Raw genomic sequence first — 16,294 nt, 5'->3', positions numbered from 1 at the left:
TGCGGCGCGGGACACAGGCTTCATGTCTAAGGGAACGCCACTCGGATTTTTGGACAGTGTTTTCATTCAGTCAAGGAGGGGGGCATCTAAAATGAACGGTTTTGAGTGTGAAGGGAAAGTCGATCAAGCCGTCAGTCGATATTTTCTGATGAACTGGTATCTACGCCCCTGAGCTGTCGCAATAATCTTGTCTTTTATGTAACTCAGTAAACATCACGCCAGGTGCGCTCATGATTTTTAGCTCTTCCGCTTTCATTCTGGTTTATCTTCCGATCGTCTTTTTTGTTTATTTTTTATTAAACAAAAAACGGCTTATTGTTGTTGGTAAGATATGGCTTGTCCTCGCCAGTTTGTTTTTCTATAGCTACTGGAGCGTGGCTTATCTCCCACTTCTAATTGGTTCAATCGCATTCAACTATGTTGTAGGTAGATTGGTTTCGCCTTATTCTAATAGGGTTGTAGCGGGAAACAGCAAGAAAAGATTGTTGACGTTGGGTGTGGTTATCAATCTGGTCCTGCTTGCTTATTTCAAGTATATGAATTTTTTCATCGATAACTTAAATGCCTTGTCGGGCAGTAGTTTCGAGTTGCATCAAATAATTCTACCGTTAGGGATAAGCTTTTACACGTTTACGCAAATAGCTTTTCTTGTTGATAGTTATAGGGGAGAGGCAAAAGAGTACGATTTTATTAATTATGCATTGTTTGTGACGTTTTTTCCGCACTTGATCGCCGGACCGATTTTGCACCACAAAGAGATGATGTCGCAGTTTGAGTCGCGGTGGACATTTGCGGTGCGACACAAAAATATACTGATGGGTATGTTTATATTTAGTATTGGTCTCTTCAAAAAAGTTATTCTTGCTGATACTTTCGCTGTTTGGGCTGATGCGGGTTTCGCACCCGGGGCTGTTCATGATTTTTACAGTGCCTGGAGTACGAGTCTGTCTTATACGTTTCAACTATATTTTGATTTTAGCGGATACTGCGACATGGCTATAGGCGCAGCTTTGCTTTTCAATATATGGCTTCCGATTAACTTCAATTCTCCATATCAAGCGTTGGATATTCAAGATTTCTGGCGTCGTTGGCACATGACGCTTAGCCGCTATCTTCGAGATTACTTGTATATCCCACTGGGTGGCAATAGATGTTCGTCGGCAAGAATATATGTTAATTTGATGCTAACATTTGTGCTTGGTGGACTTTGGCACGGCGCCAGTTGGATGTTCGTTGTATGGGGTGCTCTGCATGGTGGCGCGTTAGTTTTGCATCGTGCCTGGAAGCAATTTGGCATGTCCATGCCAAACGCGTTGGCATGGTTTGTAACTTTTATGTTTGTCAATGTTACTTGGGTGTTCTTTCGTGCTACGTCTATGGGGGATGCTCTGAGCATTCTTTCTAATATGTTTAGCCCGGGATCTATTAGAGATTTGCCGGTAACGTCGATGCCTACTTCGGAACTTGCTTGGGGTGGAGTATTTTCAGATCATTTGCTTAAAGTTTTGCCGAGCGGTTTAGCGTTGAACTTTGTTTGTTTTGTAATGATTGCTATAGGGCTTTTGATAGTGCCTCAGAAAAACTCCTTTGAGATGACAACGGCAAAACCGTTTACGTGGAAAAAGGTTTTTTGGATGTCGCTTGTTTTTACTATCGCAATGTATTCAACGCTGAAGTCGACCAGTACCGTATTCTTGTATTTTAATTTTTGATGGTGTTGAGATGAAGAAAAAAATCTATATATTTATCTCTATTGTATTTTTTACGTTGGTTTTCACGCCGCTTGTCAATATCTGGCTGGATGCTAAATCGTTGAAAGACGGCACAAAGTCTTTGTGGAACAAGGCTTTTCTCTATAATATTGACTATGCGCTTCCAGTATTAGGCAGGGTTTATAGTTATTTGGGTGTTTCAATAAATCCAGGCCAGGTAGTGTTAGGTAAAGATGGTTGGTTTTTTCTTGGTGATGATCATGCCCAATCCATAACCGTCAAACGAACGGGTGTTACCGATGAAAATTCACTTGTCGTACAGCAAGTCATCTCTAATCAGGAAAATTGGGAACACTGGTTTCACCGGCACGGTGTAAAACAATATCGCATATTGATTGGGCCGGACAAAGATTCTGTGTATCCGGAATTTCTTCCCGATTGGGCTGTGCACTCTACACATCAAGTTCTCAGCAAGTTGCTTAATGATTCGCCTTCGCTGTTGTATGTGGATGCAATTACTCCTTTGTTGGCAGCAAAGAAAAACCAGTCAGTCCCGCTATACTTCAAAACTGACACGCATTGGAATAGTTTGGGAGCGTGGATCGCTTTTGAGGCTTTCGCTGCCAATCTTCATAAGAGTGAACCAGGTTTACGCTGGCCTGAGCCTTCGCTGGGGAAAGTCATGACCAGTCATGATCGAGAAGGTGGTGATCTCTCCAGATTTCAACGAATCCAGAGTGTGACCCGAGATCGGGAAGTTGCACTTGCTTTTCATGCAGGTCCTCAGTTGGATGTTGAAGAGTATGATTATACTTCTGGATTGCTTGTAAGATCAGGGCCGAATACTCCGCTTGATGCGCCTCAGAAGCCATTATTAGTTAGCACTAAAGGCGCGTTGAACGATGCTAAAGTTCTCTGGTTGAGAGACTCTTTCGGTATATCACTCTCACCCTTTATGGCCGCGACTTTTTCAAAAACACTACAAATTCATTATGATCAGGTGAGTAGTGATAAGTTGGTTGAACTGGTGAATGAGTTTAAACCAGATTATGTAGTGTTTTCGGCCGTCGAGCGTGTATCACGAATGGGGCTTTTCTTGGCCTCTCCGCCTACGTTTTCAATTGCAAACGACCGAAAGCAGTTTCTTCAATTGGCTTCCGGTAAGGCTTCCCAAACGAACGATCTCAATCAAGCGGCTTTGAATGGCGAGTATAAAGTCACAGGGGCGGATCCGTATGTTGTATTTCAATTCTCCAAGCCGCTACAAAGTGACAACGTCAGGCAGTTGGCTTTCAATCTGTCCTGTGTGAGTACCTCGGATACTGTTTTTCCGGTCCAGGTGTACTGGTCAACAAAGGACAAGGGGTTCAACGAAGAGGACAGTGCTATTTTCAATGTTAAACAGGGAACTACGGCCGTTGACATTTCATCAGCAAAAAAATGGCCAGTTGGAAAAGAACTTAGCGAAATTAGATTTGACCTTGTCGCGCCTAAAGGGTGTCCGGTTTTCTCCATCGATGATTTAGCTGTTGGTACAAATCCTTGATGGATTTTCTTGGCGCAGAGGTATCATTTATGATGCCTCTGCGGTTCTTATTGTAGAAGTAAATGACTGCTGTTGATCGCTGAATTGATTGTTGCGTGTGAGTGACTTTGCCATCTTTGGCGCTGCTTTAGAGTTTGTTTAGAAGGGCTGCAGTGAATAACAAAGTGTTTCCCAGAAGATTCTGTCTGTAAACGCCTGAATTTTTAAGATGACGCAATCGCCCGGTTACGTTGTTGTTCCGGATTTTTTGATACTCTGTCAGTACGTATATGCTTTCCGATGTAAGTGTTTTTTCAAAGTCTTTGAGGGTCAGAAGATTCTTGTCACTCCAATTTTTGAATCTTCCTGTTGTTATTTTTTTTATCCTTTTCAGTCGTTCTTTTAAGCCTATATTCCCGCCGATCAAATTGTTGGCGTGTTGTCTGTAGGCTATCGTTGGGACTGGATCATAAATTACCTGGCCTCCGCATCCTGTAACTACAAAATAGGTTAACCAGTCATGAGCAATAATCTCGCGCGTCTCTCCAGTAAGCTTTAAGAGTTCGCGGGCGGATTCGTTTATCAACATGGTATTGGCGCCCGCCAAGCTTTGTACTAGCGCATTGCGAAAACCAGGCGGCTTCAACCGTAAGGGGGACATGCCTATCATAATGTTGTTTTCGTCTATAAGTTTTGCTCTTGAACAATACATTCCAGGCGTTTGACTTGGAATGGTATCAATCGAGGCTATGCTTCTCGTTAGTTTTTCTTTCTCCCAAATGTCATCCTGATCGCTGAACGCAAAATAGCTGCCCTCTACTTCTGAATTTGTAATCAGTGATAGGAAGTTTTTAGCGAAGCCTGATCGAGGGCCGGAAAATATTACCAGACGGTTTTCTCCGATTATATTCTTGTAATCATTAAGAATAGTTAACGTGCTGTCTTCCGAGCCGTCGTCTGATGCATAGATAACCCAGTTTTTATGCGATTGATCTATTATCGAGTCCAGTTGTGCTCCTAAGTACTTTGCTCCGTTGTATGTACAAAGAAGTATCGCTACTTTTTTATCGCTGTTCCTTGATGTAATTTGAACGTCGGGCGTCAACTGAATTGTTCGATCAGATGAAAAAGTCATTTGTTAGTCCATTACCTTTTTTAACGTTCTCTTTACCAATATTTGAATCATTGCGATATGACGGCAGCGTCAACGGTCTGCGCCGAGCAGGCATTTCCTTTGACTCGGCATGATCCTGTGGATCTGATGCTGGCAGGTCAGCGCCGTAGCTATCCTCTGATGCTAAACCTCCATTGACTCATAATCTGATACCGTTGGACGATCTGAGCTTTTGTCTGTCTTGACGGTAGTTAGCAGCGGCTACTGATGTGTACAATCGGTCAGGGTAGATGACTCAATGATACATTCAGACGAAAGGTTTATGGGCAGACTGCGCACATTTTTGGTCGGGCTTCCGCGTCGACATAAACGGCTTATTCAGGTCACAACTGACGTGGTTTTGGTGTGGGTCGCTTTATGGCTGGCATTCATCGTGCGCCTTGGCATCGATGACATGTACAACCCGGTAAAGCTACATTTTTGGCTTTTTGCCAGTGCACCTTTGATCGCAATCCCGCTTTTCATACGTTTCGGGATGTACCGCGCGGTCATGCGCTACTTTGGAAATGATGCACTCATTGCCATCATCAAGGCCGTCAGTCTTTCGTCGCTTGTGTTGGCGCTCGTCGTCTATTGGTACAGCAATCACCAGGCGGTGGTTCCTCGTTCAATTATTTTCAACTATTGGTGGCTCAGTCTCATCATCATTGGTGGCCTGCGCTTGTGCATGCGTCAGTACTTTATGGGTGATTGGTTCACCGCGGCCCAGCACGTTCCATTCACCAATCGCGACGATGGTCTGACCAAGGTTGCAGTCTACGGTGCCGGGGTCGCGGGAAATCAACTCGTAGCGGCACTGCGGATGGGACGTGTGTTACGCCCTGTGGCATTTATTGATGATGACCCTGGCATTTCGGATCGATCGATCTCAGGACTTCAGGTCTATAAACCGAAACATATTCAGCAAATGATCGACGAAACCGGTGCCCAGGAAATCTTGCTGGCGCTACCGTCATCAACCCGTGCTCGACGCCGGGAAATTCTGAATTTGCTGGAAGGTTTTCCGCTTCACGTTCGAAGTGTTCCGAACTTTACCGATCTTGCCAGCGGCCGGGTGAAGGTCGAAGACATTCAAGAGGTCGATATCGCTGATTTGCTCGGGCGCGATTCCGTGCCCGCGCAGCCGGGCCTTCTGGAGCGCTGCATCAAAGGTAAGACTGTCATGGTCACTGGTGCTGGAGGGTCAATAGGGGCAGAACTATGTCGACAGATTTTTGCACTGGGCCCGGTATCACTTATTTTGTTTGAGCACAGTGAGTTCAACCTCTACAGTATCGTCACTGAACTGGAGAGGCGCATGTGTCGCGAGTCTACGCCAGTCAGACTGCTCCCTATACTCGGTTCTATTCGTCATCAAGAAAAATTGCTCGATGTCATGCAGACCTGGAAAGTAGACACCGTTTATCACGCCGCAGCCTATAAGCATGTACCCATGGTCGAGCACAATATTGCCGAAGGTGTACTGAACAATGTAATCGGGACGCTCAATACCGCTCAGGCTGCATTACAGTCAGGTGTGTCCAACTTCGTACTTATTTCCACTGACAAGGCAGTTCGTCCGACAAACGTCATGGGTAGCACGAAGCGCTTGGCCGAGTTGACGCTTCAAGCTTTGAGCCGTGAGGTCGCGCCGGTACTGTTCGGCGACAATGCGAGAGTATCCCGAGTCAACAAAACCCGTTTCACCATGGTTCGGTTCGGCAATGTACTAGGGTCGTCCGGTTCGGTGATTCCCTTGTTCCATAGCCAGATCAAGTCTGGTGGACCGCTGACAGTCACTCACCCGAAAATCACCCGCTACTTCATGACCATCCCGGAAGCTGCGCAATTGGTGATCCAGGCTGGCTCCATGGGCCAGGGCGGCGATGTTTTCGTACTGGACATGGGCGAACCGGTAAAGATCGTCGAACTGGCGGAGAAAATGATTCATCTCTCGGGCCTGAGCATTCGCTCCGATCGCAATCCTCAAGGGGACATTTCCATTGAGTTCACCGGTTTGCGCCCGGGCGAAAAACTTTACGAGGAATTGTTGATCGGCGAAAACGTAGCCGCCACACCTCACCCCATGATCATGAGTGCCAATGAAGATCATCTGCCCTGGGAAGTATTGAAAGCTCGGTTGAGCGAATTGCTTCTGGCGGTCGAAAAAGACGACTATTCCCGAGTACGCCAACTCCTGCGCGAAACCGTCTCCGGCTACACCCCCGATGGCGAAATCGTCGATTGGATCTACCAGCAGCGTCGTCTCGAACCCTGATTGTTTCACATTCTGTAACGCACGCATTTTTGACATAGCCCCACCATGACCTACGTTTGGAGAGCAGCTTCGGAAAAGCTGCTTTCTCAAACGATGATGGAGCGTCACTAATGCGTACCGGTTACTTCTATTCTCTGATTTTTGCCTTCCTCACCAGCGCCTCGATTGCGGCTATTGCCGCACCTGTTGCGCCAACTGAGTCTGCCAAGGCGCCGATGGTGATGGATGCAGCGGCGCCTTTACAAGGTCCAAAAGTCGATCTCAACGGAGCTGACGCGGCAACGCTGCAAAAAGAGCTGGCCGGAGTAGGTGAGGCCAAGGCCAAAGCGATTGTTGCATATCGCGAAACAAATGGTCCGTTTGCCTCCGTGGATGAATTGCTGGAAGTGAAGGGTATTGGCAAGGCGATCCTGGATCGCAATCGCGACAAGCTGGAAGTCAACTAAGCTGATAGTTTTACGCCAAGGGGCCGGTCATTGACCGGCCTTTTTTGTTTGATGCAGTGCACGGCACGTAATTGCGGTGAAGACGTTACTCATCGGAGGACTGAAAATTATGGCTATCATATTGTTTGGAGATTATGCCTATAATAATTTGCCGGGTCGTTGAGCTGACATGACTCAATGACACGTTTCCATCAAGCATTCCTGGAGCATTCAAATGAATTCCGCACAATCCAAAGGCACTGCTCTCGTCACTGGCGCTTCGTCGGGTATCGGTGCGATTTACGCTCAGCGCCTGGCGGCGCGTGGTTTTGATCTGCTGCTGGTGGCCCGTGACAAGGATCGTCTGGAAAGCGCTGCGAGTAAGTTGCGTGAAGCCCATGGCATTCAGGTCGAAGTACTCAAGGCCGATCTGACGCTGAAGGACGATGTGCTCAAACTCGAGCAACGCCTGCGCAGCGATTCCAGCATCAGCTTGCTGGTCAATAACGCCGGTGTCGCGGCAGATGGATTACTGGCCAACGCCGATATGGACCAGTTGGAGCGGTTGATTCAGCTGAACATCACCGCCGTCACCCGACTGGCATCGGCGGCTGCTGCCAGTTTCGCCAAGGCCGGTCGTGGCACGATCATTAATATCGCCTCGGTGGTGGCGCTGTTTCCGGAACGCTTCAACGCTACCTACAGCGCCAGCAAAGCCTATGTACTGAGCCTCACCCAATCGCTGAACACTGAACTCGAAGGCACCGGCGTGCAGATCCAGGCCGTGCTGCCGGGTGTGACTCGCACCGAAATCTGGGAGCGCTCCGGTATTGACGCCAGTGGCATTCCGGCAGAAATGGTCATGGACGCGGGCGAGATGGTCGATGCGGCGCTGGCGGGGCTGGATCAGGGCGAGTTGATTACCATTCCTTCGCTGCCTGACGCAAGCGAATGGCACGCCTTTGTTGCGGCTCGCCATGTCATGGCGCCGAACCTTTCCCGCAGTGCTGCAGCGCAACGCTACAAGTCCGGCAATTGAATTGATCAGAGGTCACCACGGTATGGATTCGCGTCGAATAGTCGTTACGGGCATGGGCCTGGTTTCACCCTTGGGCAGCGATCTCGAAGTCGTCTGGCAGCGTTTGCTGGCCGGGCGCTCCGGCCTGCGTAACTTGCCTGAGGCAGTGGTCGCTGATTTGCCTACGCGAGTTGGTGGCACGGTACCGACGCAGGAAGAGGACGCCGAAGCCGGTTTCGATCCGGATCGCGCCACGCCGCCCAAGGAACAGAAGAAAATGGACCGCTTCATTCTGTTCGCCATGGAGGCTGCCCGGCAGGCGCTGGAGCAGGCTGACTGGCATCCGTCGGAGAGCAAAAGCCAGGAGCGTACCGCAACGATCATCGGCTCCGGTGTCGGCGGTTTCGGCGCGATTGCTGACGCTGTACGCACGACCGACAGTCGCGGTCCTCGGCGTTTGTCACCGTTTACCATCCCGTCGTTTCTGGTCAATCTCGCGGCAGGTCACGTGTCCATTCAACACGGCCTCAAGGGGCCTTTGGGTGCGCCGGTGACGGCGTGCGCTGCGGGTGTTCAAGCGATTGGCGACGCGGCACGATTGATCCGCGCCGGCGAAGCGGATATTGCTGTGTGTGGCGGTGCGGAAGCCTGCATCGACCGCGTCAGTCTCGCCGGTTTTGCGGCAGCTCGGGCACTGTCGAGCGGTTACAACGACACACCGGAGCGGGCGTCTCGGCCGTTCGACAGCGGTCGCGATGGTTTCGTGATGGGCGAGGGCGCGGGGCTGCTGGTGATCGAATCGCTGGAGCATGCCATGGCTCGTGGCGCGCAACCGTTGGCGGAACTGGTCGGTTATGGCACCAGCGCTGACGCCTATCACCTGACGGCCGGGCCTGAAGATGGCAGTGGTGCGCGGCGGGCGATGACGCTAGCACTGGCGCAGGCAGGTATCGAGCCGGATCAGGTGCAGCACCTCAATGCTCACGCGACGTCGACCCCAGTGGGCGATCTCGGCGAACTGGCGGCGATCAAAGCGTTGTTCGGTACGCAGAATAAAATCGCCGTGACCTCGACCAAATCCGCCACTGGGCATTTGCTCGGCGCTGCCGGCGGGCTCGAAGCGGTCTTCACGCTGCTGGCAATTCGTGATCAGGTGGTCCCGCCGACACTGAACTTCGACAACCCCGATCCGGCGAGTGCAGGGGTGGACATCGTCCATGGCCAGGCGCGGCCGATGTCGATCGAATATGCACTGTCCAACGGTTTCGGATTCGGCGGGGTCAATGCCAGCGTGCTGTTCAAGCGCTGGTAGGCTTAATCCCGGTTCTTGAGGTGATCGCGGGTGACATCGAGGATGCGTTGCGCAAACTCGGCATCCGCGACGCTGCGTGACAGCAGCAGCGCACCGACCAGTGTCGACATGATGACGATGGCGCGGTCAGCGCTGTTTTCGCCTTCGAGGCTTTTTTCGATCTGTTCCAGCCGTGCGTTGAGGACCACGTCACTGGTGGGACTCGGTTGGCCGCGCAGGCCCAGCTCCGAAGAAATGGTCAGCAACGGGCAGCCTTCATGGGGCGACGTTTGATGCCATTCGGACAGGTACGTCTCGATAAAGGCATCAAGCGGATTATCCTGCGAAAAAATCTCGGCACATAACCCGTCGACCTGGTTGCCGGCCTCTTGCAGGGCCTTCTCAACCAACTCGTCCTTGGATTTGAAATGTGAATAGAAACCGCCATGGGTCAGACCCAGCGCTTTCATCAGGGGTTGCAGACCGGTAGCGCCGATTCCGTCCTTGCGAAAGCGTGCCGAAGCCTCCTTGATGATGCGCTGATGGGTCTGGGCTTTATGGTCCTGCGAATAACGCATCTGGAACTCTCCGCAACAATGTCCCCATCTTAACCAAGGAAAATTAGATGGTGACTGTACTTCTACTTCTTAAAAACGTGCGGATAGGTCCAATGGCTATAAAAAGCACAAACCCCGCCGATCAGGCGGGGTTGTGTTCAACGGTCTTGCGCGTCTTTGGCATCTGCTTCGGCATTGCGTTGGGCAACGCGTCGGCGTTCTTCATCGGTCAGATCGACCTTGTTGGCGGTGTCGCGCAACATCATCAATCCGCCGACGATCGAGCCGATTGCAACGACCAGAATCAACCAGGCATACCAAGGCATAACGGCTCTCCTTAATGGCAGGTCGACGGACGAGGATTCGCCGTGCAACGCTGCATACCACTTTTGAGCGAAGTGAACTCGCAGTGGTTCCATTCTAGGCCGCTTGTACCCGCTACACCCGAAATCCCTGGCAGGAGCTGCCGAAGGCTGCGATCTTTTGATCTTGAAAAGCAAGATCGCAGCCTCGTTTCACTCGTCAGCTCCTACAGGAGACGGGGCGTTACAGGCCTGTGAGCATTGCATCGGCCGGTGCGTCGGCACGCAGTTGTCCGGTCAGCAGGAAGTAGCCGAAACCGACCGCCATGAAGCCAAGGAAGATCAAGCCGATCAGCGCGTTGAACCAGGCCATCGCCACCAGACAAACCACCGCCAGCACCAATGCAATCATTGGAATCAACGGATAGCACGGCGCGCGGAAAGTACGCTCCAGATTCGGTTCCGATTTACGCAGTTTGAACAGGCTGAGCATGCTCATGATGTACATCACGATCGCGCCGAACACGGCCATGGTGATCATCGCGGCGGTAAGGGTCATGCCGCCGAGGTTGATCAGGCCGTCGCTGTAAATCGCGGCAATGCCAATGATGCCGCCGACAATGATTGCGCGGTGCGGCGTCTGGAAGCGCGAGAGTTTCGCCAGTGAGGCCGGCAGGTAACCGGCGCGGGCGAGGGCGAAGAACTGCCGCGAGTAGCCAAGAATGATGCCGTGGAAACTGGCGACCAGACCGAACAGGCCGATCCACACCAGCATGTGCAACCAGCCGGAGTTGTCGCCCACCACGGTTTTCATCGCTTGCGGCAGCGGGTCGTTGATATTGGCCAGGGTGCGCCAGTCGCCAACGCCGCCGGCAAAGAACATCACGCCCATCGCCAGCAACACCAGGGTCAGGATGCCGCTGATGTAGGCCTTGGGAATCGTGCGTTTCGGATCCTTGGCTTCTTCGGCGGCCATCGCCGCGCCTTCAATGGCGAGGAAGAACCAGATCGCAAACGGAATGGCCGCGAACATCCCGGCAATCGCCGGTGCGCCAAACACATCCGACCCCGCCCAGCCATTGAGGGCGAAGTTGCTGAAGCTGAACGCCGGCGCGACGACGCCCATGAACACCAACAGTTCGGCAACGGCCAGCACGCAAACAATCAGCTCGAAAGTGGCCGCCAGTTTCACCCCAAGAATGTTCAGGCCCATGAACACAATGTAGGCACCGACTGCCGCGTGTTTGGGGTCGAGTGCCGGAAACTGCACATTAAGGTAGGCGCCAATGGCCAGGGCAATGGCCGGTGGGGCGAAGACGAATTCGATCAGCGTCGCCAGACCGGCAATCAAGCCACCTTTTTCGCCGAAGGCGCGACGGCTGTAGGCGAACGGGCCACCCGCATGGGGAATCGCGGTGGTGAGTTCGGTGAAGCTGAATATGAAGCAGGTGTACATGGTCGCGACCATGAACGAGGTCACCAGGAAACCCAGTGTTCCGGCCACGCCCCAGCCGTAACTCCAGCCGAAGTATTCCCCGGAAATCACCAGCCCTACGGCGATGCCCCACAGGTGCAAAGTGCCCAGTGTGGGTTTGAGTTGTGTGTTCATGCGGTTGCTCCCTGAACGGTTTGGAAAGCTCGGGGAAGGGCGTGTGCAGTGGGCGTGCCATTGCGCTGAAACAAGTCGTAATGAGTTGAAAGCTGTCGTATCGGGGATGTTCGCGGTGGGATAGCTGCTTTTTGTGCGCCAGTTGGGTGCGATGTTGCTCGTTATGCCGTCTTCGCGAGCAGGCTCGCTCACATTTTTGAAATGCGCTCGCCTGAACAACGCCGACACCTGTGGGAGCGAGCCTGCTCGCGAAGAGGCCCGGCCTGACGGCGCAAAAACCTGCTGTAACGCCCGCATAAACCCACTCTTTACGCTTTCTTTATGCACAGCCAACACCCTCGCTCTCGTTCCTTTACAGCCTCCTTTCCGACAATGCCTCCACACGCGGCAATACGCCGTAACACGGAGATCTTCCATGAGCGTTCTGGACGGGGTGTCACTGCTATTGGCAGTGGGGCTGTTCATTTATCTGTTGGTTGCGCTGTTGCGCGCGGATCGGAACTAGGAGCGGCTATGCACAGTTATGACTATTGGCTGATCCTCGCGTTTTTTGCGGTGGTCTTGCTGCCGGCGCCGTTCCTCGGGCGCTTCTACTACAAGGTGATGGAAGGTCAGCGCACTTGGCTGACGCCGGTTCTCGGCCCGGTCGAGCGCGGTTGCTACCGCATTGCCGGGGTCGATTCGCAGGCGGAACAGAGCTGGCAGAAGTACACGCTGGCGCTGCTCGCGTTTAACCTCGCCGGTTTTCTGCTGCTGTTCGCGATCCTGTTGTTTCAGGATCACTTGCCGCTGAATCCGCAAAATCTGCCGGGCCAGGAATGGACGCAGGCGTTCAACACCGCGGTCAGTTTCATGACCAATACCAACTGGCAGTCCTACAGCGGTGAAGCGACCCTCAGCTACCTGAGCCAGATGGTCGGCCTCACCGTGCAGAACTTCGTCAGCGCCGCCACCGGCCTCGCCGTGCTGGTTGCGCTGTGCCGTGGCATCGGCCGCAAATCGACGAAAACCCTCGGCAACTTCTGGGTCGACATGACCCGCGCCACCCTCTACGGTCTGTTGCCGCTGTGCCTGTTGCTGGCGCTGTATCTGGTCTGGCAGGGCGTGCCACAAACTTTCGCGCAATATGTGAATGCAGTGACCATGCAGGGCGTCGATCAAGTGATCCCGCTCGGCCCTGCCGCCAGCCAGATTGCGATCAAGCAACTGGGCACCAATGGTGGTGGCTTCTTCGGCGTCAACTCGGCGCATCCGTTCGAGAACCCGACGGCGTGGAGCAACCTGTTCGAAGTCGCCTCGATCATTCTGATCCCGGTGGCGCTGGTGTTCACTTTCGGCCACTACGTCAAGGACCTGCGTCAGAGCCGCGCGATCATCGCCTGCATGCTCGCGCTGTTCCTGATCGGCGGCGCGACTTCGCTGTGGGCTGAGTACCAACCGAATCCGACCCTGAACAACGCCGCCGTCGAACAGACCGCGCCGCTGGAAGGTAAAGAAGCGCGCTTCGGCACCACCGCCACCGTGCTGTGGTCGGTGACAACCACGGCGGCCTCGAACGGCTCGGTCAACGGCATGCACGACAGCCTCAATCCGCTAAGCGGCATGGTTGCACTGGTCAACATGATGGTCGGCGAAGTGATCTTCGGCGGCGTCGGTGCCGGGCTCTACGGCATGTTGCTCAACGTGCTGATCGCGGTGTTCCTCGCCGGTCTGATGATTGGCCGTACGCCGGAATACCTCGGCAAGAAACTCCAGGCGCGGGAAGTGCAATTGCTGGTGGTGACCCTGCTGGTCATGCCGGTCGGCGTGCTGGTGCTCGGTGCGATTGCCGCAGCGGTTCCCAGTGCTGCGGCGACCATCAGCAACCCCGGCCCGCACGGTTTCAGCCAGTTGCTATACGCCTACACCTCTGCCAGTGCCAACAACGGTTCGGCGTTCGGTGGCCTGGGCGCCAACACACCGTTCCATAACCTGATGCTGGGCTTGGGCATGTTGATCGGCCGCTTCGGTTACATCCTCCCGGTTCTGGCCTTGGCCGGCAGCCTGGCGATGAAGAAAACCGCACCGATCGGGCAGAACAGCTTCCCGACTCACGGCCCGCTGTTCGTGACCCTGTTGACCGTGACCATTTTGCTGGTGGGCGGCCTGACCTTTCTGCCGACGCTGGCGCTCGGCCCGATTGCCGAACATTTAAGTATGGGCTTCTAAGGAATCCATCATGAATATGCACGTTCCTGCAAAACCTGCAGAGCCGACCAAGTCGGCAGAAGCACCGAAAACCGCGATCTCGGCCCTGTGGCGGCCGGCGCTGGTGCAAGCCTTCGTCAAGCTCGACCCGCGGCAACTGAAACGTTCGCCGGTGATGCTGGTGGTTGAGCTGACAGCGATTTTCACCACCGTGCTGTGCTTCATTCCCGACGCCGACGTGCCGACCTTCGTCGCCGCGCAAATCGCCCTGTGGCTTTGGTTCACCGTGCTGTTCGCCAACTTCGCCGAAGCCTTGGCCGAAGGTCGCGGCAAGGCCCGCGCCGACAGCCTCAAGGCTGGCAGCGAAGGCCTCAGCGCACGACGCAAACAGGCCAACGGCAGTTTTCAGGTGGTCCCGGCTACGAGCCTGCGTAAAGGCGATGTGGTGCGCGTCGAAGCCGGGGAGATGATCCCCGGTGACGGCGAAGTCATCGAAGGCATCGCGGCGGTCAACGAAGCAGCGATCACCGGTGAATCGGCGCCGGTGATTCGTGAGTCCGGCGGTGACCGTTCGGCTGTTACCGGCAACACGCGACTGGTGTCCGACTGGTTGCTGGTGAAGATCACCGTCAATCCCGGTGAATCGACCCTCGACCGCATGATCGCGCTGGTCGAAGGCGCCAAACGCCAGAAAACCCCGAACGAAGTGGCGCTGGATATCCTGCTGATCGGCCTGACCCTGATCTTCCTGCTGGTGGTCGTGACCCTGCAACCGTTCGCGCATTTCGCCAATGGCAGCCTGCCGCTGGTGTTTCTGGTAGCGCTGCTGGTTACGCTGATCCCGACCACCATTGGCGGTTTGCTGTCGGCGATCGGTATTGCCGGGATGGATCGTCTGGTGCGCCTCAACGTGATCGCCAAGTCTGGTCGCGCAGTGGAAGCGGCGGGTGATGTGCATGTGCTGTTGCTGGACAAGACCGGCACCATCACCTTCGGTAACCGTCGTTGCAGCGCGGTGTATGCCGCGCCCGGTGTGAGTGGTCGTGAGCTGGCCGAAGGTGCGTTGTTCGCTTCGCTGGGCGACGAAACCGCTGAAGGTAAATCCATCGTCGAGTACCTGCGCGGTCTGCATCCACAGCCTGAGCCGGCGCTGGAAACCTTGACCGCTGTGCCGTTCAGCGCGGAAACCCGTTTGTCCGGTGTCGACTATCAGGGTCGTGTCTACCGCAAAGGCGCGGTGGATTCGCTGCTGAGTTTCCTCGGCCAGAAACGCTCGGATCTGGCTCCGGCACTGTCGCGGGAAATCGACAAGATCGCCCAGAGCGGCGGCACCCCGTTGCTGGTCTGCGCCGACGGCAAACTGCTTGGCGCGATCCACCTCAAGGACGTGGTCAAACCGGGTATTCGCGAGCGCTTTGCCGAGCTGCGCAAACTGGGCATTCGCACCGTGATGGTCACCGGCGACAACCCGCTGACCGCCGCTGCCATCGCCGCTGAAGCGGGCGTCGATGACGTTCTTGCCGAAGCCACACCAGAGAAAAAACTCGCGCGCATTCGTCACGAACAAAACGACGGTCGCTTGGTTGCGATGTGCGGCGACGGCGCCAACGATGCCCCGGCGCTGGCTCAGGCTGACGTCGGCATGGCGATGAACGACGGCACCCAGGCTGCCCGCGAAGCGGCGAACATGGTCGACCTCGACAGCGACCCGACCAAGCTGCTCGACGTGGTGCAGATCGGCAAGGAATTGCTGGTGACTCGCGGTGCGCTGACGACCTTTTCCATCGCCAACGACGTGGCCAAATACTTCGCGATTTTGCCGGCGCTGTTCGCTTCGATCTATCCGCAGTTGGGTGTGCTGAACATCATGCAGCTGACCAGTCCGCAGAGCGCGATTCTCTCGGCGATCGTCTTCAACGCCTTGATCATCGTTGTGCTGATTCCACTGGCGCTGCGCGGTGTGCGCGTGCAGGCGGCGAGTGCGGCAGCGTTGCTGCGACGCAATCTGCTGATCTACGGGTTGGGCGGGATTCTGGTGCCGTTTGTGGGGATCAAGGCGATCGACATGCTGCTCACGGCGCTGCATCTGGTGTGAGGCTGATATCGCAGCCCCTCACCCTAACCCTCTCCCAGAGGGAGAGGGGACTGACCGAGTTGTTTGCAGGAGCTACACCGACCTGAATTACCGAGCCGAACTCAGGTTTTGAAAAGCACCAGGATCGGCTCCCTTTCCCCTT

The 16,294-nt window shown here is 54.2% G+C and carries 13 protein-coding genes; 9 read left to right on the top strand and 4 right to left on the bottom strand.

From position 1 onward, the window contains the following. Positions 1-230 precede the first annotated feature (230 nt). Together M5G26_RS26545 and M5G26_RS26540 are read left to right on the top strand one after the other, a co-directional pair. Positions 231-1,712 (top strand): MBOAT family O-acyltransferase, encoded by a 1,482-nt coding sequence (locus M5G26_RS26545; RefSeq protein WP_273916917.1) that lies wholly within the window; start codon positions 231-233, stop codon positions 1,710-1,712. Between the two features lie 10 nt (positions 1,713-1,722). Next, positions 1,723-3,258, top strand: a complete 1,536-nt coding sequence (locus M5G26_RS26540) for an alginate O-acetyltransferase AlgX-related protein (RefSeq protein ID WP_273916916.1) — start codon at positions 1,723-1,725, stop codon at positions 3,256-3,258. Between the two features lie 127 nt (positions 3,259-3,385). Here M5G26_RS26540 and M5G26_RS26535 read toward each other — a convergent pair whose 3' ends face one another. Then, positions 3,386-4,372 (bottom strand): glycosyltransferase family 2 protein, encoded by a 987-nt coding sequence (locus M5G26_RS26535; protein ID WP_273916915.1) that lies wholly within the window; start codon positions 4,370-4,372, stop codon positions 3,386-3,388. Between the two features lie 301 nt (positions 4,373-4,673). Between M5G26_RS26535 and M5G26_RS26530 the strand changes: the two genes are divergently transcribed. The 4 genes from M5G26_RS26530 to fabF all read left to right on the top strand — a co-directional run bounded on the left by M5G26_RS26530 (position 4,674) and on the right by fabF (position 9,423). Then, positions 4,674-6,668 (top strand): polysaccharide biosynthesis protein, encoded by a 1,995-nt coding sequence (locus M5G26_RS26530; RefSeq protein ID WP_273916914.1) that lies wholly within the window; start codon positions 4,674-4,676, stop codon positions 6,666-6,668. 110 nt (positions 6,669-6,778) lie between these two features. Beyond that, positions 6,779-7,114 (top strand): ComEA family DNA-binding protein, encoded by a 336-nt coding sequence (locus M5G26_RS26525; RefSeq protein ID WP_273916913.1) that lies wholly within the window; start codon positions 6,779-6,781, stop codon positions 7,112-7,114. 214 nt (positions 7,115-7,328) lie between these two features. Next, positions 7,329-8,132: an SDR family NAD(P)-dependent oxidoreductase gene (locus M5G26_RS26520; RefSeq protein ID WP_273916912.1), complete on the top strand. Its 804-nt coding sequence runs from the start codon at positions 7,329-7,331 to the stop codon at positions 8,130-8,132. 22 nt (positions 8,133-8,154) lie between these two features. After that, on the top strand, positions 8,155-9,423 hold the full coding sequence (gene fabF, locus M5G26_RS26515) for a beta-ketoacyl-ACP synthase II (protein ID WP_273916911.1): 1,269 nt from the start codon (positions 8,155-8,157) through the stop codon (positions 9,421-9,423). Between the two features lie 2 nt (positions 9,424-9,425). On the opposite strand, the gene M5G26_RS26510 is transcribed toward fabF, so the two are convergent. From M5G26_RS26510 to eat, 3 genes are all read right to left on the bottom strand, one after another. Beyond that, complete coding sequence (locus M5G26_RS26510; protein ID WP_273916910.1) at positions 9,426-9,980, bottom strand: TetR/AcrR family transcriptional regulator; 555 nt, start codon at positions 9,978-9,980, stop codon at positions 9,426-9,428. 137 nt (positions 9,981-10,117) lie between these two features. Beyond that, positions 10,118-10,285 carry a DUF2897 family protein gene (locus M5G26_RS26505; protein WP_007908505.1) on the bottom strand — a complete coding sequence of 56 codons (168 nt, stop codon included), beginning with the start codon at positions 10,283-10,285 and terminating at the stop codon, positions 10,118-10,120. Between the two features lie 220 nt (positions 10,286-10,505). Further along, complete coding sequence (gene eat / locus M5G26_RS26500) at positions 10,506-11,870, bottom strand: ethanolamine permease (protein WP_134176345.1); 1,365 nt, start codon at positions 11,868-11,870, stop codon at positions 10,506-10,508. Between the two features lie 415 nt (positions 11,871-12,285). Here eat and kdpF point away from each other — a divergent pair, with 415 nt between their 5' ends. From kdpF to kdpB, 3 genes are read left to right on the top strand one after another with little or no spacing between them, the layout of a single operon-like run. Next, positions 12,286-12,375, top strand: a complete 90-nt coding sequence (kdpF, locus tag M5G26_RS26495) for a K(+)-transporting ATPase subunit F (RefSeq protein WP_007899818.1) — start codon at positions 12,286-12,288, stop codon at positions 12,373-12,375. A gap of 8 nt (positions 12,376-12,383) precedes the next feature. Next, positions 12,384-14,078 (top strand): potassium-transporting ATPase subunit KdpA, encoded by a 1,695-nt coding sequence (gene kdpA, locus M5G26_RS26490; protein WP_110720400.1) that lies wholly within the window; start codon positions 12,384-12,386, stop codon positions 14,076-14,078. A 10-nt stretch (positions 14,079-14,088) separates the two neighbouring features. After that, positions 14,089-16,152 (top strand): potassium-transporting ATPase subunit KdpB, encoded by a 2,064-nt coding sequence (kdpB, locus tag M5G26_RS26485; protein WP_273916909.1) that lies wholly within the window; start codon positions 14,089-14,091, stop codon positions 16,150-16,152. Positions 16,153-16,294: the final 142 nt, after the last annotated feature.

The sequence above is a fragment of the Pseudomonas sp. TNT2022 ID642 genome (assembly GCF_028656995.1).
GTDB lineage: Bacteria > Pseudomonadota > Gammaproteobacteria > Pseudomonadales > Pseudomonadaceae > Aquipseudomonas.
The sequence above is the reverse complement of the archived record's forward strand: the minus strand, read 5'-3'. Positions and strand labels throughout refer to the sequence as shown.

Coding starts and splice junctions, on each gene's coding strand:
- M5G26_RS26530 (WP_273916914.1), top strand. CDS start 4,674: ATGGGCAGACTGCGCACATTTTTGGTCGGGCTTCCGCGTCGACATAAA.
- M5G26_RS26525 (WP_273916913.1), top strand. CDS start 6,779: ATGCGTACCGGTTACTTCTATTCTCTGATTTTTGCCTTCCTCACCAGC.
- M5G26_RS26510 (WP_273916910.1), bottom strand. CDS start 9,980: ATGCGTTATTCGCAGGACCATAAAGCCCAGACCCATCAGCGCATCATC.
- M5G26_RS26535 (WP_273916915.1), bottom strand. CDS start 4,372: ATGACTTTTTCATCTGATCGAACAATTCAGTTGACGCCCGACGTTCAA.
- fabF (WP_273916911.1), top strand. CDS start 8,155: ATGGATTCGCGTCGAATAGTCGTTACGGGCATGGGCCTGGTTTCACCC.
- M5G26_RS26545 (WP_273916917.1), top strand. CDS start 231: ATGATTTTTAGCTCTTCCGCTTTCATTCTGGTTTATCTTCCGATCGTC.
- M5G26_RS26540 (WP_273916916.1), top strand. CDS start 1,723: ATGAAGAAAAAAATCTATATATTTATCTCTATTGTATTTTTTACGTTG.
- kdpB (WP_273916909.1), top strand. CDS start 14,089: ATGAATATGCACGTTCCTGCAAAACCTGCAGAGCCGACCAAGTCGGCA.
- eat (WP_134176345.1), bottom strand. CDS start 11,870: ATGAACACACAACTCAAACCCACACTGGGCACTTTGCACCTGTGGGGC.
- M5G26_RS26505 (WP_007908505.1), bottom strand. CDS start 10,285: ATGCCTTGGTATGCCTGGTTGATTCTGGTCGTTGCAATCGGCTCGATC.
- kdpA (WP_110720400.1), top strand. CDS start 12,384: ATGCACAGTTATGACTATTGGCTGATCCTCGCGTTTTTTGCGGTGGTC.
- M5G26_RS26520 (WP_273916912.1), top strand. CDS start 7,329: ATGAATTCCGCACAATCCAAAGGCACTGCTCTCGTCACTGGCGCTTCG.
- kdpF (WP_007899818.1), top strand. CDS start 12,286: ATGAGCGTTCTGGACGGGGTGTCACTGCTATTGGCAGTGGGGCTGTTC.